Annotated in this window: 22 protein-coding genes and 1 other RNA gene; 4 read left to right on the top strand and 19 right to left on the bottom strand. The window is 29.9% G+C overall.

Annotated features, from left to right (window positions below; translation table 11 throughout):
• Positions 1-7 precede the first annotated feature (7 nt).
• Genes HPRAE_RS03090 through HPRAE_RS03075 form a run of 4 tightly spaced genes read right to left on the bottom strand, consistent with a single transcriptional unit; the run spans position 8 to position 3,880 of the window.
• Positions 8-1,573, bottom strand: a complete 1,566-nt coding sequence (locus tag HPRAE_RS03090) for a sensor histidine kinase (RefSeq protein WP_014552799.1) — start codon at positions 1,571-1,573, stop codon at positions 8-10.
• A gap of 19 nt (positions 1,574-1,592) precedes the next feature.
• Complete coding sequence (locus tag HPRAE_RS03085; RefSeq protein ID WP_014552798.1) at positions 1,593-2,339, bottom strand: ABC transporter ATP-binding protein; 747 nt, start codon at positions 2,337-2,339, stop codon at positions 1,593-1,595.
• Positions 2,332-2,829, bottom strand: a complete 498-nt coding sequence (locus HPRAE_RS03080; protein ID WP_014552797.1) for a hypothetical protein — start codon at positions 2,827-2,829, stop codon at positions 2,332-2,334. The genes HPRAE_RS03085 and HPRAE_RS03080 overlap by 8 nt, the downstream gene beginning before the upstream one ends.
• Complete coding sequence (locus HPRAE_RS03075; RefSeq protein WP_014552796.1) at positions 2,819-3,880, bottom strand: ABC transporter permease; 1,062 nt, start codon at positions 3,878-3,880, stop codon at positions 2,819-2,821. Before HPRAE_RS03075 ends, HPRAE_RS03080 begins: the two co-directional genes overlap by 11 nt.
• Before the next feature lie 334 nt (positions 3,881-4,214).
• Between HPRAE_RS03075 and HPRAE_RS03070 the strand changes: the two genes are divergently transcribed.
• The 4 genes from HPRAE_RS03070 to nagB all read left to right on the top strand — a co-directional run bounded on the left by HPRAE_RS03070 (position 4,215) and on the right by nagB (position 6,988).
• Positions 4,215-4,802, top strand: a complete 588-nt coding sequence (locus HPRAE_RS03070) for a chromate transporter (protein WP_014552795.1) — start codon at positions 4,215-4,217, stop codon at positions 4,800-4,802.
• The gene (locus HPRAE_RS03065) at positions 4,802-5,365 is read left to right on the top strand and encodes a chromate transporter (protein ID WP_014552794.1); all 564 of its coding nucleotides are present in this window, start codon (positions 4,802-4,804) and stop codon (positions 5,363-5,365) included. The genes HPRAE_RS03070 and HPRAE_RS03065 overlap by 1 nt, the downstream gene beginning before the upstream one ends.
• A gap of 105 nt (positions 5,366-5,470) precedes the next feature.
• Positions 5,471-6,202 (top strand): GntR family transcriptional regulator, encoded by a 732-nt coding sequence (locus HPRAE_RS03060; RefSeq protein ID WP_014552793.1) that lies wholly within the window; start codon positions 5,471-5,473, stop codon positions 6,200-6,202.
• 15 nt (positions 6,203-6,217) lie between these two features.
• The gene (gene nagB, locus HPRAE_RS03055) at positions 6,218-6,988 is read left to right on the top strand and encodes a glucosamine-6-phosphate deaminase (RefSeq protein WP_014552792.1); all 771 of its coding nucleotides are present in this window, start codon (positions 6,218-6,220) and stop codon (positions 6,986-6,988) included.
• Between the two features lie 86 nt (positions 6,989-7,074).
• On the opposite strand, the gene HPRAE_RS03050 is transcribed toward nagB, so the two are convergent.
• The 15 genes from HPRAE_RS03050 to HPRAE_RS02985 all read right to left on the bottom strand — a co-directional run bounded on the left by HPRAE_RS03050 (position 7,075) and on the right by HPRAE_RS02985 (position 24,213).
• Positions 7,075-8,145 carry a mechanosensitive ion channel family protein gene (locus HPRAE_RS03050; protein WP_014552791.1) on the bottom strand — a complete coding sequence of 357 codons (1,071 nt, stop codon included), beginning with the start codon at positions 8,143-8,145 and terminating at the stop codon, positions 7,075-7,077.
• 115 nt (positions 8,146-8,260) lie between these two features.
• Positions 8,261-8,616, bottom strand: a transfer-messenger RNA (tmRNA) gene (gene ssrA / locus HPRAE_RS11000).
• 64 nt (positions 8,617-8,680) lie between these two features.
• Entirely contained in the window at positions 8,681-9,157 is a 477-nt protein-coding gene (gene smpB, locus HPRAE_RS03045; RefSeq protein WP_014552790.1) for an SsrA-binding protein SmpB, read from the bottom strand.
• 28 nt (positions 9,158-9,185) lie between these two features.
• Complete coding sequence (gene rnr, locus HPRAE_RS03040) at positions 9,186-11,333, bottom strand: ribonuclease R (protein WP_014552789.1); 2,148 nt, start codon at positions 11,331-11,333, stop codon at positions 9,186-9,188.
• A gap of 52 nt (positions 11,334-11,385) precedes the next feature.
• Positions 11,386-11,790: a PaaI family thioesterase gene (locus tag HPRAE_RS03035; protein WP_014552788.1), complete on the bottom strand. Its 405-nt coding sequence runs from the start codon at positions 11,788-11,790 to the stop codon at positions 11,386-11,388.
• Positions 11,791-11,878: 88 nt separating this feature from the next.
• Entirely contained in the window at positions 11,879-13,831 is a 1,953-nt protein-coding gene (locus tag HPRAE_RS03030) for a sodium-translocating pyrophosphatase (RefSeq protein WP_014552787.1), read from the bottom strand.
• 175 nt (positions 13,832-14,006) lie between these two features.
• Positions 14,007-14,228 (bottom strand): preprotein translocase subunit SecG, encoded by a 222-nt coding sequence (gene secG / locus HPRAE_RS03025; protein ID WP_014552786.1) that lies wholly within the window; start codon positions 14,226-14,228, stop codon positions 14,007-14,009.
• Positions 14,229-14,468: 240 nt separating this feature from the next.
• Positions 14,469-15,758 (bottom strand): phosphopyruvate hydratase, encoded by a 1,290-nt coding sequence (gene eno / locus HPRAE_RS03020; RefSeq protein ID WP_014552785.1) that lies wholly within the window; start codon positions 15,756-15,758, stop codon positions 14,469-14,471.
• 136 nt (positions 15,759-15,894) lie between these two features.
• The gene (gene gpmI / locus HPRAE_RS03015; RefSeq protein WP_014552784.1) at positions 15,895-17,436 is read right to left on the bottom strand and encodes a 2,3-bisphosphoglycerate-independent phosphoglycerate mutase; all 1,542 of its coding nucleotides are present in this window, start codon (positions 17,434-17,436) and stop codon (positions 15,895-15,897) included.
• Positions 17,437-17,461: 25 nt separating this feature from the next.
• Positions 17,462-18,226 carry a triose-phosphate isomerase gene (gene tpiA / locus HPRAE_RS03010; protein ID WP_014552783.1) on the bottom strand — a complete coding sequence of 255 codons (765 nt, stop codon included), beginning with the start codon at positions 18,224-18,226 and terminating at the stop codon, positions 17,462-17,464.
• A gap of 92 nt (positions 18,227-18,318) precedes the next feature.
• Positions 18,319-19,503, bottom strand: coding sequence for a phosphoglycerate kinase (locus HPRAE_RS03005; RefSeq protein ID WP_014552782.1), 1,185 nt, complete (start codon positions 19,501-19,503; stop codon positions 18,319-18,321).
• 145 nt (positions 19,504-19,648) lie between these two features.
• Complete coding sequence (gene gap / locus HPRAE_RS03000; RefSeq protein WP_014552781.1) at positions 19,649-20,644, bottom strand: type I glyceraldehyde-3-phosphate dehydrogenase; 996 nt, start codon at positions 20,642-20,644, stop codon at positions 19,649-19,651.
• 76 nt (positions 20,645-20,720) lie between these two features.
• A complete protein-coding gene (locus HPRAE_RS02995; RefSeq protein ID WP_014552780.1) occupies positions 20,721-21,779 on the bottom strand; it encodes a sugar-binding transcriptional regulator in 1,059 nt (352 codons plus the stop codon).
• Positions 21,780-21,924: 145 nt separating this feature from the next.
• On the bottom strand, positions 21,925-22,848 hold the full coding sequence (gene whiA / locus HPRAE_RS02990; protein ID WP_014552779.1) for a DNA-binding protein WhiA: 924 nt from the start codon (positions 22,846-22,848) through the stop codon (positions 21,925-21,927).
• An 84-nt stretch (positions 22,849-22,932) separates the two neighbouring features.
• A complete protein-coding gene (locus HPRAE_RS02985; protein ID WP_014552778.1) occupies positions 22,933-24,213 on the bottom strand; it encodes a gluconeogenesis factor YvcK family protein in 1,281 nt (426 codons plus the stop codon).
• Between the last annotated feature and the right edge of the window lie 38 nt (positions 24,214-24,251).

Genomic DNA, 24,251 nt, shown 5'->3' with positions numbered 1-24,251 from the left:
CTTTCTTTTAAATATTATTAATGTCACTAAATTCAAGCTCAACTTTATTAATTAAACTATCGGCAGAAAAATTATCTGTTTCCAAATTTTTTGCTGCTATTTTTTCAATCGGTAAATAAATACTAAACTTACTATAAACTCCATATTCACTAGTTAATTCAATTCTACCTCCATGCATTTCTACAATTGATTTAGCTAAAGATAGACCAATACCACTACCTTCTCGTTTTTTATTAAAGCTTTGATCAACCTGCCTAAATTCTTCAAAAATAATAGCCTGATTTTCTTTTTTAATTCCAATCCCAGTATCTTTGATTGAAATCACAATTTCATTTTCTATTTTCTCTATTTTTAATAAAATTTCATCTCCAGCTTCAGTAAACTTAACTGCATTAGAAATCAAATTCAAAATTACCCTTTCAAGGTTAAAAGGATCACAAGCTATAATTTGACTTTCTAAATTACTTTGAAAAATAAATTTTCTATTTTTAGTTTCTAAATAATCAGCTGTACTTTTCACTATTGATTTTACTAGTTTAATAATATCAAAATTACCCTTATGAAGACAAAATGTATTAACACCTATTTTGGTAATATCAATTAAATTGTTAACTAATCTTAAAAGACGAAAACCATTATTTTTAATTGAGCTTAAATATTTATCAAATTTATTTTCTAAATGATCTTCACTTGCTAATTTATATTCTAAAATTTGTAAACTAGAAAAGATTAGATTTAACGGTGTTTTTAATTCATGTGAAATATTTGCAAAAAATATAGTTCTTAATTGATTATATTCTAATTTTTCTTTTTGATTTTTTATTCTTTTTTGAATTTTGATCTTCTCACTAATATCCTGAGCAATTGATATAATCTCTAATATTTTATCATTCCGATCTTTAATTAAAGCAGTATTCCATTCACAATAGAGTTCACTACCGTCTTTAGCAATATTTTTATGAACATTATAACTCTCATTATTTTCAAAAACATTTACTATCAAATCTGTAATCTTTGAATAAGAATCAGCTGCTACTATTAAATTAAATTTTTCACCTATTACTTCATCTTTTTTCCAGCCAAATATTTCTTCAGCTTTATCATTCCAATCAATTATATTTGTTTCTCTATCAGAAACAACAAAAGCTAAAGGTGCATTTTTAAAAATACTTCTATACCTTTTAGTAGCTCTATACAATTTTTCTTCTTGTTTTAATTCTTCAGTTATATCTTCAGCTAAACAAAGTAAATAATCAACTTCTCCATTTACATTATGATGAGGAATTACATCAACCTCAATCATTCTCATTTCACTTTCAACTTCTAGTTCAATTTTTGCTTTTTTTCTTTTACCTTCTGCAAAAACCTCTTGGTTAAATTTTTTAACTGTTTTTAATTCTTGAGAATTTAGAATACTAGCAATAGGCTTACCTCTTAAATCAGAACGTTGACAAGAACAAAAATCAGCCATTTTCTGATTAACATCTCCAAAATGAGTTGGTTTAAATAAAATATAACTTATCTTATTTAAATTATTAAATAAAAAATCAAATTCAGGCTTAATCTGCTGCATCTATGACCTCCAACTAAAATTAATTATTTAAATCATCAATTATTTTCTCTAAATTATTTTCATTTGTTAAATTAAGTTCTAAAAATTTCGCTTTAAGTCCTTTTTTAAAAGCTGCTGGTTTATCAACTGCAATAACTTGACCTTGATTAATAAAAGCAACTCGATCACATAAATGAGCTGCCTCTTCTAAATAATGAGTACTTAAAATAACAGTTTTACCCTGTTTTTTTAAAGCTAAAACTTTTTGCTGAATAATTTCGGCCGAAATCGGATCTAAACCACCTGTTGCCTCATCTAAAATCAAAATTTCTGGCTCAGCAATTAAAGAACGGCAAATCATTAATCTTTTTTTCATACCTTTAGAAAAAGTTCTGATTTCTCGTTTAGCTGCAGCTTCTAAATGGTATTCAGCTAATAATTCTTTTATTTTACTTTGATTAACATTATTAATCCCGGCAAATAATTTTAAATTATCAATTGCATTTAAACGTAAATAAAGATTACTTTCTTCAAAGACTACTCCTATTTTATTTTTTAACCAAGTTGGAAGCTGTTTTTTAATTTTTTCTCCCATTATTTTAATACTACCCTCAGTAGGTTTTAAAAGCCCCATTAATATTTTCAAGGTAGTTGTCTTTCCAGCTCCATTTGGCCCTAAAAGTCCTACAATTTCTCCTTTTTCAACTTCCAAATTAATACCATTTAAGGCTTTAAAACCTGAAAAAATTTTAGTTAAATTTTTAATTTCAATGATTTTTTTATTCATTTTGATCATCATTTATAGCTTTTTTATTTTCTAGAGCTGCTTTATGATCCCAAAAAATTTGAAAATCAGAATTTATCTTTCTTAAATAAACAATTTTTTCAGATTCTTTTTCTCTACTACCAAAATGATCAAAATTTAATAAATATTTTACTTTTAATTTATAATAATCACCAAAATCACGCGCATAATCAAAATTTTTCTTTATTTCTTTAAAATCAACTTTTTCAGCTTTCCCTACATCTATTTTTGTATATTTTAAATTATATTTATTAAAATTAGTTTTTTGAAAATCAACATAAGTTTTAAGTCCAAAAATCCGCTTAAGTTCTGCTGCAAAATTATTATATACTGTTCTAAAATTTTTTGCTGCATAATTAGAATATATATAATCTGTAAAAGCTTCTGGGTTTTCAAAATCTTCAGCCTGAACAACTGGGGTCAAAAAAAGTAGCGAAAGAAAAAATAAAATAACAATTTTTTTATTCAGCAATAGAATCAGCCTTTCTAATATAAATTAAAATTATAGAATAAAAAATAAAAATAAATAAGAGCAAAAATAAAATTTCCTTTCTTATTTCACTATTTTCACCTTGATAAACTAATACTTTATCTAAAGCCTGATATAAATAGTGACTAGGAAAAAATTGAGCTAATTTTTGAGTTAAAGGTGATACATCAGCAACTAAAGCTGGAAAAATTATAGGAAAATAAATTACTGTTGAAATTGATCTGGCAGCTGATTGCGATTTAGTAAACAAACTAATAATTAGACCTAAACCACTAAAAACAAAAGTAGCTAAACTAATAATGATCAATGCCCAAAATAATCTTTCAAAACCAATTGTTAAAACTCCATTTAAAGCCCCCATCAAAATTGTTGTAACTAAAGTTAAAAATAATGCGAAAAATGATTTAGCCGCTATAATTTGATAAATATTAACTCTAGTTACTAATAAGGCTGCTAAAGTCTTATTATCTTTTTCTTCAGATAAAGAGGCAGAAATTAGCATTAAACCAATCATTGTGATAGTAACTGTTAACCAGACTGGTAAAATAGAACTACTAACCTTAAAATCAGCAGCTGCTTGAAATTTAAATTCTGGTCCCTGCTTTAACTGATGGAAATCACTTAATAATTGAGTTATATTTTCCTTTAAAATAAAAAAATTGATTGTATCTCTACTATCAAGATAAATTTTATACTTATTTTCTATACCAGATAAATTAGGATTATAAGCCATAACTGCATCAATACTGCCTGCTGCAGTAGCTTCTCTTCCTTTTTCTAATTCTTGATACTTCTTAATTTCAAAATTTTTATAATTAGCATTAACAAATTCTACTAATTTTTCAGTTTTAGGACCACTGATTCCTATTTCAAAATTTCTCATTAACTGTTGTGAATTAACAAGAGAAAACATTAGTGAAGCAAAAAGCGGAAGTAAAATTATCATTACTGCTGTTCTATTTTTTAATGATTCTTTAATATCTTTTTTGATAATTAAAGTTATTATCTTAAAATTTTCACTTAAATTAAACATTAAAATTCCCCTATTTAAATAAATTTGATTAATTTATTGAGTTTCAAAAAAGGGAGAATTAAATAATCCTCCCTTCCAATTTTCATTATGGAGCCATTCTATCAAAAAAGTAAACAAGTGCCCAAACAATTACAATAATACCTACTAATTCTGCCATTAACAAATCCTCCTTTCAATAACTTAAATCAACTTTTAAAATGTAGTCTATATTTATTTATTCTCGAAAAAAATTTATTATCCTCTTTCTTCAAGCTTTTAAATAATAATCTCAAAAATCTAATTTCACCCTCAATTAAATCTTATGTTATAATATTAATTGGTAGGTGATAAAAAATTGAAGAGTTTAAACAAGATTTTTTTTATATTTTTTAAAATTGGTTCTTTTACCTTTGGAGGCGGTTATGCAATGCTGCCAATTATCAAAAGAGAATTAGTAGACAATTTAGGCTGGATTAGTGAAAAAGATATTTACAATTACTATGCTATTGGTCAAAGCACACCTGGTATTATAGCAGTTAATACAGCTACAATGACAGGCTACAGTTTAAGAGGACTTAAAGGTGCTTTGGCAGCAACAGCTGGCTTTATTAGTCCTTCATTAATAATTATAACTTTAATTGCCTCTTTTTTTAAGAGCTTTCAAACTATCACTATTTTTCAACATGCTTTTGCAGCAGTTCAAATTGCAGTTGTTGCTTTAATCATAGATATAGTTATTAAAATGTGGCAGAAGTCAGATAAAAGTAGAATTAGTTTTTTTATTTTCTTATTTTCTTTTTTACTTTTAAGTATTTTTAGAATTTCACCTGTATTTGTAATTTTAGCTGCAGCAGTAACTGGAGTACTAATTAAATATTTAAATGGTGAACTGCAGGCTGCTTATCTTGATTATCAAAATGAAGTTAAGGATAGTGATTGTTAATGATTTATTTAATTTTATTCTTAGAATTTTTTAAAGTAGGTCTTTTTGCTTTAGGTGGAGGTTTAGCAGCTCTTCCTTTTTTACAAAACTTAATTATTAAATATGGCTGGATGACTGGCCCAGAACTGCTAAATATGATTGCAATTTCGGAATCAACTCCAGGTGCTATTGGCATTAATACAGCTACTTTTATTGGCTTTAATACAGCGGGGATTTTAGGAGGAATTATTGCTTCTCTAGGTTTAACTGCACCTTCAATTATTATAATCACTATTATTGCTCATTACTTTAAAAAATTTAATCAACATCCAATAGTCAAATCAGCTTTTACTGGAATTAGACCAGCAGTTGCAGGCTTAATTGGCTCTGCTGCTTTTCAATTAGCTCAAGGAAATATTTTCAAGTTTAAATATTTAAGCTTGAATAAAAATTTAATTCAATTTTTTGATTTAAAAGCATTAATTTTACTTTTAATTGTTTTTATTAGTATTAGAAAGTTCAAGCAACATCCAATAATTTATATTATTAGCTCTGCTTTAATTGGAATCATTTTTAAATTTTAAATATAAATTAAAATTATTAGCTTAATTTTAACTTGCAGCTAATAATTTTTTATAATATAATTGGTATAGACCATATGTTGTATATTCCTAATTGGAGGTTCAAAAATGGAAATAATTAATAAAAATAGCCCTTTACCACTTTATTATCAACTTAAAGAAAATATATTAAAGGCTTTAAAAAAAGAAGAATTTAAAGTTGGAGAACGCCTACCGGCTGAAAGAGAATTGGCTGAATATCATAATATAAGTCGAATGACTGTAAAAAAAGCAATTGATATTTTAGTAGATAATAATTATTTAATTAGAAAACAAGGTAGTGGCACTTTTGTCAATGACTATCAGAAAAACTATAGCATCTCTCCTTTGCTGAGTTTTAGTCAAGAAATGGAAAAAAAGAATTTAAACTATAGTAGCAAGATTTTAGCATTTAAACAAGTTCAAAATAAAAAAATAGCAGCTAAAATGAATTTAAAAGCTGAAACAAAACTTTTAGAACTCGAAAGATTAAGACTAATAGAAAAAAAACCATTTTTATTAGAAAAAACTTTTTTAGAATTTAAAAGATTCAAGGATTTAAAAAAAGAAGAATTAAAAAATAACTCGCTTTTTGAAATTATAAAAAGTAAGTATCATATTCAATTAAATAAAGCTGAAGCTGAAGTGGAGGCTCTAATCTTTGACCAAAAAATTTCTAAAAAAATGCAAATAAAAGAAGGCTTATTAGGTCTTTATTTTGAGCAGATTAGTAAAAATAAAAATAGAGAAATTATTGAATTCACTTCTGCTTATTATAGAAATGACAATTATAAATTCAAATTTAAATTTGATCTAAATTAAAAAGGATGTGTAAAAATGAGAATTATTATTGAAAAAGACTATCAAACTTTAAGTAAAAAAGCTGCTCTAATATTAGCAAGTCAAATAACCTTAAAACCTAATAGTAATTTAGGCTTAGCTACTGGCGGAACTCCCCTTGCTATGTATAAGAATTTAATTAAAATGTATAAAAAAGATGAAATAGATTTTAGTAAAGTTCAGACTTTTAATCTAGATGAATATTGTGGTTTATCAGAATCTAATCCAAACAGCTATCATTATTATATGAATCATAATTTTTTTAATCAAATAAATATTAAAAAAGATAGAATAAATATTCCGAATGGAAATGCTAAAAATTTAAATAAAGAATGCAGAGAATATGAAAATTCAATCAAAAAAGCAGGTGGAATTGATTTGCAAGTTTTAGGGATTGGTTCTAATGGCCATATTGGTTTTAATGAGCCAGCTAAAAATCTAAATGTAAATACAGAAATAGTTAAATTAACTAAAGAAACAATTACTGCAAATAGTAGATTTTTTGAAAGTAAAGCTGATGTTCCAAAAAGAGCAATTTCAATGGGAATTGCTACTATTTTAAAATCAAATAGAATAATCCTTTTAGCAAGTGGAAAAAATAAAGCAGAAGCAATTAAAAAAACTGTTAGTGGAAAAATATCTACTCAAATTCCAGCTTCACTTTTACAGACTCATCCTAACATTACTATGTTATTAGATCAAGAAGCTGCCTCTTTGATCAAAGAAGAAGATTTAGAAACTGATTTTAATTGTGATTCAGCAAAATAAAAAGAAAATCGGCATTTAATCAGTTAAATTTAACTTAATTGTTTTAGTGCCGATAATTTTTTATGAACCCAATTAAATTTAAAAATTTAATTGTTCTCAAATTGATTTTGATTTTCTAAATAAATAGTTTGAGTTGGAAAAGCAAAACTAACTCCTAATTCTTCAAATCTTTCTTTTAATTTAAAATTTATTTGCTGCTGAAGATCCATATATATTTTATAATCACTTGCTTGAACATAATAAACAACTTGAAAAACAAGGCTAAATGGTGCATATTCAGCAAAGTGAGCGCGATCAAATTTTGTTTTTTCAACTGAATTAATAATCTCTTCTACAATTAGTGGAACTTTTTTTAAATTAACTAAAGAAGTATTATATGTTAAACCAAAACTAAAATTTATTCTTCTTTGTTCCATTCTTTGATAATTATTAATTCGTGAATTAACAAGATCAGTATTAGCAATAATTAACTGTTCACCACTTAAACTTCTAATTCTAGTTGTTTTTAAACCAATATGTTCTATAGTACCTCTATAATCTCCTGTAATAATAAAGTCTCCAATTGCAAAAGGTTTATCAAAAAAAATAGTGAAATAGTTAAATAAATCAGATAAAATATTTTGAGCTGCAAAAGCAATAGCAACTCCACCGACACCTAAACCTGTTATCAGACCTTTAATTTGAATATTTAAATTATCTAAAATAAATAAAAGTGCAATTATCCAAATAAATGATTTTACAATAAAGAGAGTTATACTTAAAAGTTTTTGTTGTTCTTCACTTTGCAATTTTTTAGACCAATATTTTTTAAGACTATAGCTAATTAAATCTAAAACAGCTAAAACTGTAAAAATAACTGTTAGAAACATTAAAACTAAATTAAGAAACTGACTAATTTGATTACTAGTTTTTAAATTTAAAAAAATTAAATAAAAAGAAAATAAATATAACAAAGGATAAATTCTTTTTTTAACTATTTCTTTGACTAGAGATGAAAAAGAATTAGAAAATTTTTCAATAAATGAATCAATTTTTTTTAAAATAAATTTATCAAATATTTTTATTATTAAAAATACTAAACTTAAAAATAAAACAGCTAAAATATAATTTGCTAGGCTATTACCTAAAATTATCTTTTCTAAAAATAATTTATTCACCTAAATTCCCCCTTAATCTGCATTACTTTTAGTTAAAATTGATTTTCTTATAAAAAAAAGAACCTAAGTAATCAGGTTCTTAAAGTTAATAATTATTAAAATATCTAAACTTAAATGGTGGAGGTGGTGGGAGTCGAACCCACGTACTAAATGGCCCACCCAGTAGTTTCTACGAGTGTAGTTTAGCTTTTAATCTTACAGTAAGCACTCCGCTAAACAAGATTACTTACTGCCAGTCTGCTAAATGTCCCTTCTTCCTACAGACATTAGAAGAAGGTTAGCCTGCTTTTTATGACACCTGAAACGACTCCACAGACAGGACCCGCTCAGGCGTTAACTGCCTACGCGGCAGCTAAAGTGTAATTATTATCGTTTGCAGATAATTTATAGTTCCCAGTGTTTAACGAGTGAAAGGAACTCCTCGACTCGCTTCTAAAGGGTTCACCATCCAGGCGAAGCCAGAACACCCCCAGAAAATTAATTCCTTTTCAGCATATTTATTATAACTTAATGGTCAGAAAATGTCAAATCACTTTTAAATATCACCTTTTTGACGGCGTCTAAAAGCTTTTTCCATTTCCCTTTTAGCTGTTTTTTTAGCAATATCTCTCCGCTTATCATGCTGCTGCTTACCTTTTGCCACAGCTAATTCTACTTTACAAATATTTTTTTTCAAATAAAGAGTTAAAGGTACTAAGGTATAACCCTTTTGAGTTGTATATCCAATTAATTTTCTAATTTCATTTTTATGCAATAAAAGTTTTCTTCTTCTTTCAGGGCGATGATTATAACGATTGCCTTCTTTATAAGGACTAATATGCATATTATGCAGATAAACTTCTCCATTTCTAACTAAAGCAAAACTATCTTTTAAATTAACTTTATGATTACGAATAGATTTAATTTCTGTACCTTTAAGTTTGATTCCAGCTTCATAGGTTTCTTCTATATAAAAATCATGTCTTGCTTTTTTATTTCTTGCAATAATATCTATTTCTTTTTTCTTAGCCATTTTAACACATCCTCAACTTTTAGTTCTGTTAATCTATTTTTTCTAATAATTCAAAGTCTAATTTTCTTTCATCACGATTGACTTTAGCTATTTTAATTCGCACTTGATCTCCGATTCTATAAATCTTTTTAGTTCTCTCACCAATCAAATGATATTTTTCTTCATCATAATGATAGTAATCATCTCTTAAATTTTTAATATGAACTAAACCTTCAACAGTGTTTTCTAATTCGACAAACATTCCAAAACCTGTAATTCCACTGATAATCCCTTCAAATTCTTCTCCAATTTGATCTTCCATAAATTCAATTTTTTTCAAGTCTACTGAATCACGCTCTGCATCCATTGCTCTTCTTTCTTGCAGTGAACAATGATCTGCAATTTTAGGAATCTGATTTTCTAATTCATCTTGACGTTCTTCACTTAAATAACCAGCAGTAATCGTTTCTTTAATTATTCGATGAGCAATCAAATCTGGATAACGTCTAATTGGAGAAGTAAAATGACTATAATGACTAATACCTAAGCCAAAGTGACCAATATTTTTTTCAGAATAAACAGCCTTTTTTAATGAACGCAACATTACTGTTTCAATTATTTTTTCTTCTTTACTTCCTCTTACATCTTCTAAAATTGCTTGTAAAGCTCGTGGATGAACTCCATTCTTAATTCCTTTTAAACGATAATCAAAATTATGAATAAATTCATTAAATTGTTTCATCCTATCTAAATCTGGTTCTTCATGAACTCTATAAATAAAAGGCATTTCTCTCCAAGCCATCTCAGCTGCAACAATTCTATTAGCTGCAATCATAAATTCTTCAATTAGTTGTTCAGCTTCTCTATGAGATCTTTTCTTTAAATTAATTGGATTTCCAGAATCATCAAGTTCAACTTTAACTTCTGTAAAATTAAAGTCCATACTTCCCTCTTCAAAACGATTTTTACGTAAGCGCCTTCTTAATTCATTCATCATTTCTAATTCTTCTACAAAATCACTATATTCTTTTCTTTCAGCTGACTCTTTAGATTCTAAAATATTTTGGACCTGATCATAAGTTAGACGATGATTAGAATTGATTACAGACTTAGTTATTTTATGATCAATAATTTCTATTTCATCTTGACCAATTAAATTATATTCTATAAAAACTGACATTGTTAAACGATCAACTTGTGGATTTAAACTACAAAGACCATTTGAAAGCTTTTGTGGTAACATAGGAATTACTCGATCAACTAAATAAATGCTAGTAGCCCTTGCATAAGCTTCCTGATCTAAAGGACTTGCTTCTGTTACATAATGACTTACATCAGCAATATGAACTCCCAAACGATAATTATTTTCACTTAATTTTTCTAAAGAAACTGCGTCATCTAAATCTTTAGCATCTGCTCCATCAATGGTTACTAGTTTAAGTTCTCTTAAATCTTCACGCTCATCATCTTCTGTTACAGATTTTTCATTTATTTGATCTGGAATATTTGCAATCTCTTTTAAAACTTTATCTGGAAATTCTCCTGGTAAATTAAGTTGCCTAATTATTGCTTCAATATCAACACCAGCATCATCTTTATCTCCCAAAATTTCTGTAATTTCACCTTCAGGATTTCTATTTTTTGCTGGCCAGCGAGTTATTTCAGCCACTACTTTTTGACCATTCTGAGCCTCATTTAAGGCTTCTGGTGGAATAAAAATATCACTACAAATTCTTTTATTATCAGGAATTAAAAAACCATAATTTTTATATTTTTCTAAATTCCCAACTATTTCAGTATTAACTCTTTCTATAATTTCTGCAACTTCTCCTGCCTGACTTTTACCTCTATCTGAAGGAACAGGACGTACAAAAACTTTATCATTGTGCATTGCCCCATTAATATTAGCGGAAGAAATATAAATATCTTCTTTTGCTGGATCATCTGGAATTAAAAAAGCATTTCCTGAAGCAATCTTTTCAATTCTGCCTCCAATTAAGTTAAATTTTTCTGGAACTCCATATAATCCTTTTGAATTTTTAAAGATTTTTCCTGATTCAATTAAATCATTTAAAAGATCGGAAAAAATTTTTTCTTGCTCTTGACTAATTTCAAATTTTTCAAAAATTTCTTTTTTGGTTAATGGACGATGTACATTTTCTCTTAACTTTTTTAATAATTCACTTCTTGCACTCATTAATAATCATCCCCACTCTTTTGGTGATTCTGAGTTTATTGTTTAAACAAATCTATTCTTCTATAAATTTAGCTTCTGCTTTTGCTTTCAAATTACCATCTTTATCAAAAATCTTTGCTTCTGTGTAATATATATTAGCGATTGAAGATTTTTTAGACTTCTTATATTCACCAATAATTTCTAAAGGCTTCCCGACCTCTATTGCTTTTCTAAATCTTATATTTAGTTCGGCAGTAAAAGCCTTAATTCCTTTGAATCCAACTACATAAGCCATAGCTTCATCTAATAAAGTTGCTGTTAGACCACCATGAATAATTCCTGTATAACCTTGATGATTTGCAGTCGGTGTAAACTCTGCTCTAACCCTATTTTGAGAAATTTCTTCAAATTTCAGGCCTAAAGAAATAGGATTTTCTGGCCCACAAGCAAAACACATTTTCGCTTCATTATTATTCATTAATTTAATTCACTACCTTTCTAACAAAAAACCCTCCCAGTAGCATCAACTACAAGGAGGGTAATTATCCTTTACTACTATATTAATTTTACATGAATAAAGGAGCAAATACAAGTGAAACAATAGTCATTAATTTAATTAAAATATTTAATGATGGACCAGATGTATCTTTAAATGGATCTCCTACTGTATCACCAACAACTGCGGCAGCATGAGTATCTGTACCTTTACCACCAAAAGCTCCTGATTCAATATATTTTTTAGCATTATCCCAGGCTCCACCAGAGTTAGCCATCATAATAGCTAAAAGAACTCCAGAAGATAAAGCTCCACCTAAAAGACCACCAAGTGCTTGTACATCCCAGAGTCCAACTACTACTGGGACAACTACAGCTAAAAGACCTGGTAAAATCATTTCTTTTAAAGCTGCTGTTGTACTAATGTCAACACATTTTCTGTGATCAGGCTTTTCAGTACCTTTCATAATACCTGGTTTTTCTTTAAATTGTCTTCTCACTTCTTCAATCATTTCTCCTGCAGCTTTACCAACTGCTTCCATTGTAATTGCGGAGAATAAGAAAGGAAGCATAGCTCCAATAAACAATCCAATAATAACTTGTGGATTTGTTAAAGAAATAGACTCTAGACCAACTGCCTGTGAAAAAGCTGCAAATAATGATAAAGCTGTTAAAGCAGCAGAACCAATTGCAAATCCTTTACCCATAGCAGCTGTTGTATTACCAACAGAGTCTAACTTATCAGTAATATCTCTAACTGAAGAATCTAATTCTGCCATTTCAGCAATTCCACCTGCATTATCAGCAATGGGACCATAAGCATCAACAGAAAGAGTAATCCCTGTAGTAGAAAGCATACCAACTGCAGCCATAGCAATACCATAAAGGCCAGCAAATTTAAAGGCTAAAAAGATTGCAACTGCAATTACTAAAATTGGAAGTGCAGTACTTCTCATTCCAACAGAAAGACCACTAATTATATTAGTTGCTGTACCAGTTTGTGACTGACGAGCAATATGTTTTACTGGTCCATAGTGTTCTGAAGTATAGTATTCAGTAATTCTACCAATTAAAGTTCCAGCAATTAAGCCAGAAATTATCGCAATAAAAATACCTACTTGACCAGTTAAAGAAGTTACTAAAAAGTAAGCTCCAATAATTGTTAGTCCAGCTGCACTCATAGTACCTCTTTCTAAAGCTTTAGCAGGATTTCCACCTTCTTTGGCTTTAACAAAACGAGTACCAATAATAGCAGCCACGATTCCTAATGCAGCAATTAACATTGGTAATAAAACATGGTCTAGACTTATAGCAGCTCCTAAAGTCATAGCAGCTACAATAGAACCTACATAAGACTCAAATAAATCTGCTCCCATACCTGCAACATCACCAACATTATCACCAACATTATCAGCGATTACAGCTGGGTTACGAGGATCATCTTCAGGAATTCCAGCTTCTACTTTACCAACTAAGTCAGCTCCAACATCAGCAGCTTTGGTATAAATACCGCCACCAACACGAGCAAATAAAGCAATAGAACTAGCTCCAAAAGCAAAACCTCTAATAAACTCTACATTACTAGAAAAGAACATATATAAAATTCCAAGACCTAAAGTTCCTAAACCAACAACAGACATTCCCATTACAGTTCCACCAGAAAAAGCCACCTTTAAAGCAGCATTTAAACCTGAACGAGCTGCATTAGTTGTTCTTGCATTTGCCTGAGTAGCAATTTGCATCCCAATAAATCCAGCTAAAGCAGAAAATAAAGCTCCTAAAATAAATGAAGCTGCATACTGCCAACCAAGACTAGGTACAACTGCCATTATTACAGCTACTACAGCTACAAAAACAGCAAGCATTTTATACTCACGTCCTAAAAATGCCATAGCCCCCTCATTGATTGCATCTGATAATTCTGCCATTCTTTCCGTTCCCATACTTTCTTTTTTAACTTTTCCAGCAAGAATAAAAGCAAAAATTAATGCTACTATACCTGCTAGAGGTGTATAAAAATTCATGCACCAACCTCCTTATTATTTAATGTTTTTCTTATATATGCTAATTTGAATTCAGCATCTTATTTGGTATTTATTGCATTCAAACTTTAATAAATCATCTATATAATATAGATGATCAATTTTAGCAAAAAAATAAAATTTCTAGCTTAGCTAATTATTTACTTAAATATGAAGTTTAAAATATAGCCAAAATTAGAGAATTAATCATAAATAAGACTGCAGCAACAGTTGTAGCCTTACTAATTGTATCCTCCATTCTTTTTCCAGATTTCCCAAAAAAAGTTGTGGCTCCACCGTCGATAGCACCAGATAGACCTGCGCTTTTACCAGACTGCAGTAAGACTCCTACAATTACCGCAATTGCTATAATAAAATGTAAAATTTTAAGAATAAACATTCTTATCTCACCTCCAAGAGTTAAGTAAAATATTATTAACAATAGCTAATTCAACTCAGCTTTAATTTTAACATATAAAAACTAAAAATACAATATTTTATACCTAAAAAGATGATATTTATTATTATACAAATTTATTTTATTTTTAAAACATTTATTTTTTTAAAAATATTTTAAAAAAGGCTAAGTAGATAAACTTGTCTACTTAGCCTTTGAAATAATTATTCTATTTAATTAAAATTATTTTTTAAGACTATAAAAAGCATCTTTACCTGCATACTGAGCAGCATCACCTAAGTTTTCTTCAATTCTTAGAAGCTGATTATATTTAGCAACTCTTTCAGAACGAGCAGGAGCTCCGGTTTTAATTTGACCAGTATTCATAGCTACAACAAGATCAGCAATTGTAACATCTTCTGTTTCTCCTGAACGGTGAGACACAACAGCAGTAAAACCAGCTCTTGTTGCCATTTTAATAGTATCTAAGGTTTCAGTTAAAGAACCAATCTGATTAACCTTAATTAGGATAGAGTTACTGCTTTTTTCCTCAATACCTCTACTTAATCTTTCTACATTTGTTACATAGAGGTCATCTCCAACAATTTGCAGACGGTCACCTAAACGTTTTGTCATTTCAGCAAAACCTTCCCAGTCATCTTCTGCTAAACCATCTTCAATTGAAATAATTGGATATTTATCAATTAAATCTGCATAGAAATCAATCATTTCTGCAGAAGTTTTTTCTACTCCTTCACCTGCTAATACATATTTACCATCTTTATAAAATTCTGTTGCAGCAGGATCTAAAGCAATATAGAAATCTTCTCCAGCTTCATAACCAGCTTTTTCAATTGCTTCTACAATTACCTGTAATGCTTCTTCGTTTGAGCCTAAATCAGGTGCAAATCCACCTTCATCTCCAACTCCAGTACCTAAGCCTTTTGCTTGTAGAACTTTTTTGAGATTATGATATACTTCTGCTCCCATCTGCATAGCTTCCCTGAAACTAACTGCACCAACAGGCATAATCATAAATTCCTGTAAATCTACATTATTATCAGCATGTTCTCCCCCATTTAAAATATTCATCATTGGCACAGGTAAAGTTTTAGCATTCATTCCACCAATGTAATTATATAAATGAGATCCAGTAGCATTTGCTGCTGCTTTAGCAACTGCCATTGAAACACCTAAAATTGCATTAGCACCTAATTTACCTTTATTTTTTGTGCCATCTAATTCGCGCATTAAGTTATCAATATCTATTTGTTCTCTAACATCAAAACCTAAAATTTCAGGTGCAATTACTTCATTTACATTTTCTACTGCATCTAAAACACCTTTACCTAAGTAACGGTCCCCACCATCTCTTAGTTCAACTGCTTCGTATTGACCAGTTGAAGCTCCAGAAGGAACAGCTGCTCTACCAAAAGTACCATCCTCTAATACTACTTCTACCTCTACAGTTGGATTACCACGTGAATCTAAAATCTCTCTTGCAAAAACTTCTACAATTGTTGTATTTAACATTTAATTGGCCTCCTTAGAATTTTACAATAAAATATTTTTTATTTATAATTAGCAGGGCCAATATAATTGACCCCACATTTTAAACAGTTAATTTAGTCAGTAAACAATTAGCTTAATTCAATTTGAAATTAGCTTATTATTCATTGATAATTAATGATTCACCAGTCATCTTTTCTGGTTTTTCAATTCCTAAGATATCTAACATTGTTGGTGCTAAATCAGCTAATTTGCCAGTAGCAATTCCAGTATTTTTAGGGCCTCCTACATAATAAAGAGGAACAATATTAGAAGTATGAGCTGTAAATGGAGATCCATCATCTTCTTTCATTTTTTCTCCATTACCATGGTCAGCTGTAATTAAAGCCTGACCTCCTTTTTCTAAAATAACAGGCACAAGCTTAGACAAACATTCATCAACAGTTTCTACTGCTTTAATAGCTGCATCCATAAAACCAGTGTGTCCTACCATATCTATATTCGCATAGTTAAGAATAATTACATCATATTCGTCAGCTTCTATTTTTTCTAAAAGTTTATCTGTTACCTCATAAGCACTCATTTCTGGTTGCATCTCATAAGTTGCAACTTGTGGTGATGGAATTAATAGGCGATCTTCACCTTTATTTGGTTCTTCAACTCCTCCATTAAAGAAGAAAGTTACATGAGCATATTTTTCAGTTTCAGCAATTCTAAGCTGTTTTAAACCCTCTCTACTTAAAACCTCACCTAATCCATCTTCAATTTCTACTGGTTCAAAAGCAACTGGTAAATCAAATTCTTCATCATATTCTGTCATTGTTACATAATATAGATCTTCTGGGTGTTCAGGCTCCCGCTCAAAGCCATCAAAACCATCAATAGTTAAAGCTTGAGTAATTTGACGGGCTCTATCAGCTCTAAAGTTAAAGAAAATAACTGAATCATGATCATTCATCGGACCAACTGCTTTACCATTTTTAGTAATTACAGTTGGAATAACAAATTCATCTTCTATATCTTCTGCATAAGAACTTTCCACAGCTTGAATAGGATCTTCAGCTTTATTTCCTTCTCCTAAAACTAACATATCATAAGCCTTTTTAGTTCTTTCCCAGCGATTATCACGATCCATAGTGTAATAACGACCACTAACAGTAGCAATTTCACCAGTTCCAACTCTTTCTAACTCTGTTTCTAATTCTTTTAAATAACCAGTACCACTTGCCGGAGGTGTATCTCTTCCATCTAAAATCGGATGAATATATACTTTTTCTAAGCCAGCTCGATCAGCCATTTCAATTAAACCAAAAAGATGTTTAATATGACTGTGCACACCACCATCAGAAAGTAATCCAATTAAATGAAGAGCTCCATCGTTTTCTTTAGCATGATCTACTGCTTTTTTCAATGCTTCATTAGTTAATAATTCTTTTTCTGCTACAGCCTTATTAATTCTTGTAAAATCCTGATAAACAATCCGACCAGCCCCAATATTTAAATGACCAACCTCAGAGTTACCCATTTGACCATCTGGTAAACCTACAGCTTCTCCTGAAGGTTTTAAAATTGAATGGGGATATTCTTTATTTAATTTATCTAAAAAAGGAGTCTCTGCTTGATAAACAGCATTTCCTTCTGCATTCTCATTCACTCCTAACCCATCTGCAATAATTAGGGCTAGTGGTTTTGGTCTTGCCATAATAATCCTCCTTATAATCTTTTAATTACTTATAGATTTTGGCAGTCTTTAATATTATTTCAGAAAAAGACTCCGCTTCTAAACTGGCTCCACCAACTAAGGCACCATCAATTTCAGGTTGAGCCATAATTTCTTCTACATTATGTGGTTTAACACTACCACCATATTGAATTCTAACTTTATCAGCAGCTTCTGGATATTCTTTTCTAATATTTTCTCTAATAATTCCAATAACTCGATTTGCCTCTTCCGCGGAAGCAGTTTCACCTGTACCAATTGCCCAAATAGGTTCATAAGCAATAACTAGATCTGCAACTTCTGCTTCAGTTAATCCAGCTAGAGCAGAATCAACTTGAAAATTAACTTTTGCTTCTATTTGTTCAGCTTTTCTTTCTTCTAAAGTTTCTCCAACACAAATAATTGGTTTTACTCCATGTGCTAGTGCTGAAAGAACTTTTTTATTCACCTCATAATCACTTTCTCCAAAAATTTCTCTGCGCTCAGAATGACCTACAATAGTGTATTCTATATCACTAGCAGCTAACATCTTAGCAGAAATTTCTCCAGTATAAGCACCAGAATCTTTCCAGTAAATATTTTCAGCACCAGTTACAAGCTCACTACCCTGAGCAGCTTCTTTAACTGTTGTTAAACACAGTGCTGTTGAACAAATACCCATTTCTACATTATCTACATCTTTTACTTTAGCTTTTAAATTGTTAATCATTTTTTCAGCTTCATCAACATTTTTATTCATTTTCCAATTTCCACAAATAAATGGTTTACGCATTAATATTCCTCCTCAAACTTTGGCTAAGCAAAGTTATTGTTTAGAATTCTATAATTAAGCAGTTTTATTTTTAGCTTCTATTTTAACAAAAATTATTCTACATCATCTAAAGCAGCTACTCCTGGTAATTCTTTTCCTTCAAAAAACATTAGAGAAGCTCCACCACCAGTCGAAATATGGCTCATTTTTTCAGCAACACCAGCTTCGTTAATAGCTGCAGCTGAATCTCCACCACCAATTACTGAATGAGCATCTGATTCAGCTAAAGCTTTTGCTAATTCAACAGTTCCGTGAGCAAATTTTTCCATTTCAAATACTCCTAAAGGACCATTCCAAATAACTGTTTTAGCAGTTTTAATAATTTCTTTATAATTTTCTAAGCTCTGAGGGCCACCACAATCTAGAATTTGCCAACCTGCAGGCACTTTTTCAACAGAAACTGTTTTAGTATTAGCATCATTAGAAAAATCATCGGCAATTACAACATCAATTGGAAGTACAATTTCTACTCCTTTTTCTTCTGCTTCCGCCATTAACTCTTTAGCTAACTCAACTTTGTCAGCTTCTACTAAAGAATCTCCTACTTCATATCCCTTTGCTAGCAAAAAGGTATTTGCTATACCCCCAGCAACTATTAATTTATCAACTTTATTAATTAAATTTTTAATAACATCAATTTTATCAGAAACTTTAGCTCCACCCATAATTGCTACAAAAGGACTAGCTGGATTTTCCATTACTTCACCTAAGGCATTTAATTCTCTCTGCATTAAAAACCCTGCAGCAGCTGGTAAATATTCTGTTACTCCAACTGTAGTAGCATGAGCACGATGAGCAGCTCCAAAAGCATCATTGACATAAAGATCAGCAAGAGAAGCTAATTTTTTAGCAAATTCTGGATCATTTTTCTTTTCTCCAGCATAGAAACGACTATTTTCAAGTAATAATACTTCTCCATTTTCTAAGTTGTTAGCAGCTTTTTTTAGTTCATCTCCGATACAATCATCAGCTTTTTTTACCTCTTTATTTAATAAGTTAGCCAAAGCTTTAGCAACTGGATCCATTTTTAAGTCAGATTTAACTTCTCCACCTGGACGACCTAAGTGAGAAATTAAAAGAACTTTAGCTTCTTCTTTAATTAAATACTCAATTGTAGGCAAAGCAGCTTTAATTCTAGTTTTATCTCCTACAACACCATCTTTAAGAGGAACATTAAAATCAACTCGAACTAAGACTTTTTTTCCTTTAAAATCCATATCTTTAAGTGTCTTTTTCATTTTCTATACCTCCGTTATTAATTAGCAATTACTAATTTAACAAATAAGTTTTAAAATATTTTAAAAATTAAGCAAAAAAATTTATTTAGATTAAAATTTCAGGGTGGTACTTAGTCAATCCACCCTGAAATAAGTTTTAAATTAATTATAGTTTTAAAGTTAAGTCAACAACTCTATTTGTATAACTTAATTCATTATCATACCAAGAAATAACTTTAACCATATTACCATTAACTACCATAGTGGATTGAGCATCTATTTTAGAAGACTCAAATTGTCCCATAATATCTCTAGATACTAATTCATCTTCAGTATAGCCTAAGATACCTTTCATTTCACCTTCTGCTTTCTTTTTAAACATTGCATTTACTTCTTCTACAGTTACATCTTGACTTAAAGTAAAGACTCCATCAACACAAGAACCATTAGGTACTGGAACTCTAATAGCCATTCCATCAATTTTACCATCTAGTTCAGGCATTACTTTGGTTGTTGCAATAGCAGCACCTGTAGTTGTAGGAATAATATTTTCGGCAGCTGTTCTACCTCTTCTAGTTTTGCTAGCTGGCATATCCAAAATTGCCTGACTAGAAGTATAACCGTGAACTGTAGTAATTAAACCTTTTTCAATTCCGAATTCATCATTAAGAGCTTTAGCTAAAGGAGCTAAACAGTTTGTAGTACAAGAAGCATTAGAAACAATTAAATCATCTTCAGAAAGATCATCATCATTAACTCCTAAAACTATAGTACTATCTATTTCATCTTTAGCAGGTACAGTTAAAATAACTTTCTTAGCACCAGCTTCAATATGCTTCATTAACTGTTCTTTATGGCGGAATACACCTGTTGATTCGATAACAACATCAATATTATTTTCGGCCCATGGTAAATCTGCAGGATCTTTAACAGCAGTTACTTTTATCTCTTTACCGTTAACTACTAATGCATCATCACCTTTGATTTCTACTGTACCATCAAAACGACCATGTACAGAATCATACTTAAGTAAATACGCTAAATTTTCAACATTTACTAAATCGTTAATTGCAACGATTTCAATATCTTCTCCTCTTTCTTCTACTAACCTTAAGTATCCTCTACCAATACGACCAAAACCATTAATTGCTACTTTTTTCATTTTTTATTCCTCCTTATAAGATGATGAATCATTTATAAATTAATTTTTCAAACAAAAATTTAAAATTTAATATAAACTACTGATTTTTATTTTTAAGCCTATTTTTGGCCTCACCTCCCTGTAAAGAGATAATCTTTCGTGCTGTAATTTCATCAGTAATTAAAATATCTTGATACTTAGAAGAAACTGCAGCTATTATTGCTTCTGCTTTATCTTCCCCCCCAGCAACAACTATAACTTTTTTAGTTGCCTCAAGGTCATCTAGATTCAACCCAACACTTGTTGTTGAATAAATTATTTCCCCAAGTGAGTTAAAATAAAAGCCAAAAGCTTCTCCAACTGCTCCCGCTTCAACTAAGTCTTTGATTTCATTTTTTTTCATACCTCTACGTTTCGCCATATTTTTGGCAGTTCCCACACCATGAATTAAAATATTAGCTTGTTTTAAAATCTCTAAAGTTTTTTTGATGGATGGCTCTTTAGTTAAATAATAAATATTTTCTTCAGCTATATTATCTGGTATATGGAGCAAATGATAAGTACCACCAATTTTTTTTGCTATTTTGGCAGCAATTGTATTTGCTTGGATTTCTACATCTTCACCCAAACCACCTCTACCAGGGACTACTGTTACCTCTCTGGCTTCAGTACTATAACTCATTTCTGCTGCTATTTGAGCTAAAGTTGTACCTCCAGTTACAGCAAGTATATCTCCATTTTCGATTTCCTGCTGCAGAAATTTTGAGGCCATCCGCCCAATCTCTGCCTTCAAGTCTCCTGCTGCCACAACTCCATTAACTAGTTTAACTTTTTGGATCCCCAGAATTTTCTGTAATTTTTTTTCTAAATGACTTATATCTCTGAGTTCCTTGATATATTCATCTAATTCTTTTAAAAATTCTTCTCCAATTCTAGTTATCTGAGTGCCAGCTGGAGTTATTCGAATAAAAGCATTTTTTTCGAAAAATTCTAAATCATTGCGAATAGTTCTTTCACTAAGACCCAGAATTCTGGCTAAAGCTCTTCTGCCAATTGGTTGATTATAATAAATTCCCCGTAGAATATTATATCTTTGTTGAGCAGTTTCTACAATTTCTGGCACAATTTTTTGCTGAATTTTTAACAATTTATTCATGCTTAGCCTCCAGGTTGGAACGCTTTTGCCCTTGCGGAACAAAAATGTCCCGATATGACCAAAAACAAATATAATATTTAAATTAGCAGAATATTTAACTTAATTTCTGACTTCCAAGTGTATTATATCATCTTTAAATATTATTTCAAGTTAAATTTTTAGCTATTTTTTTAATTCTTCTTAAACGATGATTTACACCTGATTTACTTAAATTCAAAATTTCTCCTAATTCTTTTAAGGAAGCATAAGGATTTTCTCGTCTTAACTCTGCCATTTCTTGTAAACCGGGGCTTAAGGTCTCTAAACCCTTTTCTCTTTCTATAAGGTCAATATACTCTAATTGGTCTAAAGCTGCTGCAACTGATTTTTCTAAATTAGCAGTTTCGAAGTTAACTCTGCGATTTACATCATTTTTTAATTCTTTTACTATATGATCATTCTCCATCTTTAAAATTGTTTTATGAGCTCCAATTATATTTAAAACTTTTATTACTTCAGCATAACTTTTAAAATAAATAACATAATATCCTTTATGCTCAGTCTGATGAGCTGTTAAATTAAACTTAGCCAATATTAATTTTAAATCTTCAGCCAAACTTTCTTTTTCACAGCGAAACTCTAAATGATATTCACTTTGAGGTCCATTAACTGAACCCCCACCTAAAAATATTCCTCTTAAATAAGCTTGTGATAATTTCCTCGAATTTAGATACTCTTCTTTAATATGAAAAACAAGATTATTAGCTGGAGTTAAAAATCCTAACTCCATTAAAAATTCTCTCACTCCTGGTTGAGGAGTTACAATCAGATCATAACTATGGCTCAGATTAAATCTTTTATCTTGTCTAATTCTAATTTCTATATTAAAACCAAAACGTTTTTTAATTAAAGAATAAATTCTACGAGCCAAATTACCCTGATATAAAGTAACTTTTACTGCTAAATGTTTATTTGAAATTTGTATTGAACCATCAACCCTAATCAAAGCAGCAAGTTCTGATAGTTGTTCTGAATAACTATATTTATCTTTATGTGTTAACTCTTCTTTTACTTGATCAGTAAAAGACATTTTTTGACCCTCCTTGGAGCAATAAATTAAGGATTACTGCTTTTCAAAAATTTTATTTCTCATTTCAAAAACTAAACTATCAATTTAATTATATTTTTTATTTAAATCATAAATTAATTCTGACAAAGCTTCTGGATCATGTCTTAAATAACTATTCTTTTTTAAGAGATTGGCTTCTATAACTTTAAGCCCTAATTTTTTTAAACGTTTGTGATCTATTTTCACAGGATAAGCACCTTCTGCTTCATACTTTTTCCTTAATTGCTTAGTACCCTGACAATTATTAACTATAATATAATCAAAAACACCTTGACCACAATGATCAATTATCGCTTGAGCATGGTCAGCTGCTGTATAATTATCAGTCTCACCAGGCTGAGTCATTACATTACATATATATAATTTTAAGGCCTTTGTTTTCTTTATTTCTTGACTAATACCTTTAACTAATAAATTAGGTAAAATACTTGTATAAAGACTGCCCGGTCCAATCACAATTACATCTGCATTTTGAATAGATTCTTTTACCTCAGGAGTAGTACTAGCATTTTCAGGATATAAAAAAACATTATTTATCTGCTTATCAAAAATTGGAATAGCAGATTCACCCATTATTTTTTTTTGATCATGATAAATTGCTCCCAATTTTATATCTTCATTTGTAGCTGGTAAAACTTTACCTTTAATTGCTAGAACTTTACTAGAAGCTCTTATTGCTTCCTCAAAATCACCTAATACTTCAGTCATTGCAGCAATATATAAATTACCAAAACTATGTCCTTCTAAACCACCTTCTGCCTGAAAACGATGCTGAAATAATTCTTCCATTAAAGGTTCGCGATCAGCTAAAGCAACTAAACAGTTTCGGATATCACCTGGAGGTAAAATTCCCATTTCAGCTCTTAATCTACCAGAACTACCACCATCATCAGCAACTGTGACGACTGCTGTCAAATTATCACTCTTTTTCTTTAAACCTCTTAATAAATTAGAAAGCCCAGTCCCCCCACCAAAAGCAACAATTTCTGGCCCCTTATTTGTTTTTCTATTTTGATAGAGTAAATCTAAAATTTCTCCATTAGGGGTTATATGAGTATTTAGTTCTGATCTTATTTTTACTAAAGAATAATAAGTTAAAGAAATTCCACTAATTAACATCAGTAAAGCAGTTAATTTTAAAATAAATTTGGCATTTGCACCAAATAAGTCATTTAACATTATTAATAAACTATTTGTAATATAAACACTAAGATCAAAACCAAATAAAGGGGTAATACCTAAACTAATTAATATAAAAGCAAAAATGATTACTAAAAACCATCTTTTTACTCCCAAGCCTGGAAAAAACCATTTGGGCAGGTTCATAATTACACTTCCTTTTAGATAGTTAAAAAATTAAAATT

Origin of the sequence: Halanaerobium praevalens DSM 2228 (assembly GCF_000165465.1) — a bacterium.
Taxonomy (GTDB): domain Bacteria; phylum Bacillota; class Halanaerobiia; order Halanaerobiales; family Halanaerobiaceae; genus Halanaerobium; species Halanaerobium praevalens.
Note: the sequence above shows the minus strand (reverse complement) of the source record. Positions and strands in the feature narration are given on the sequence as shown.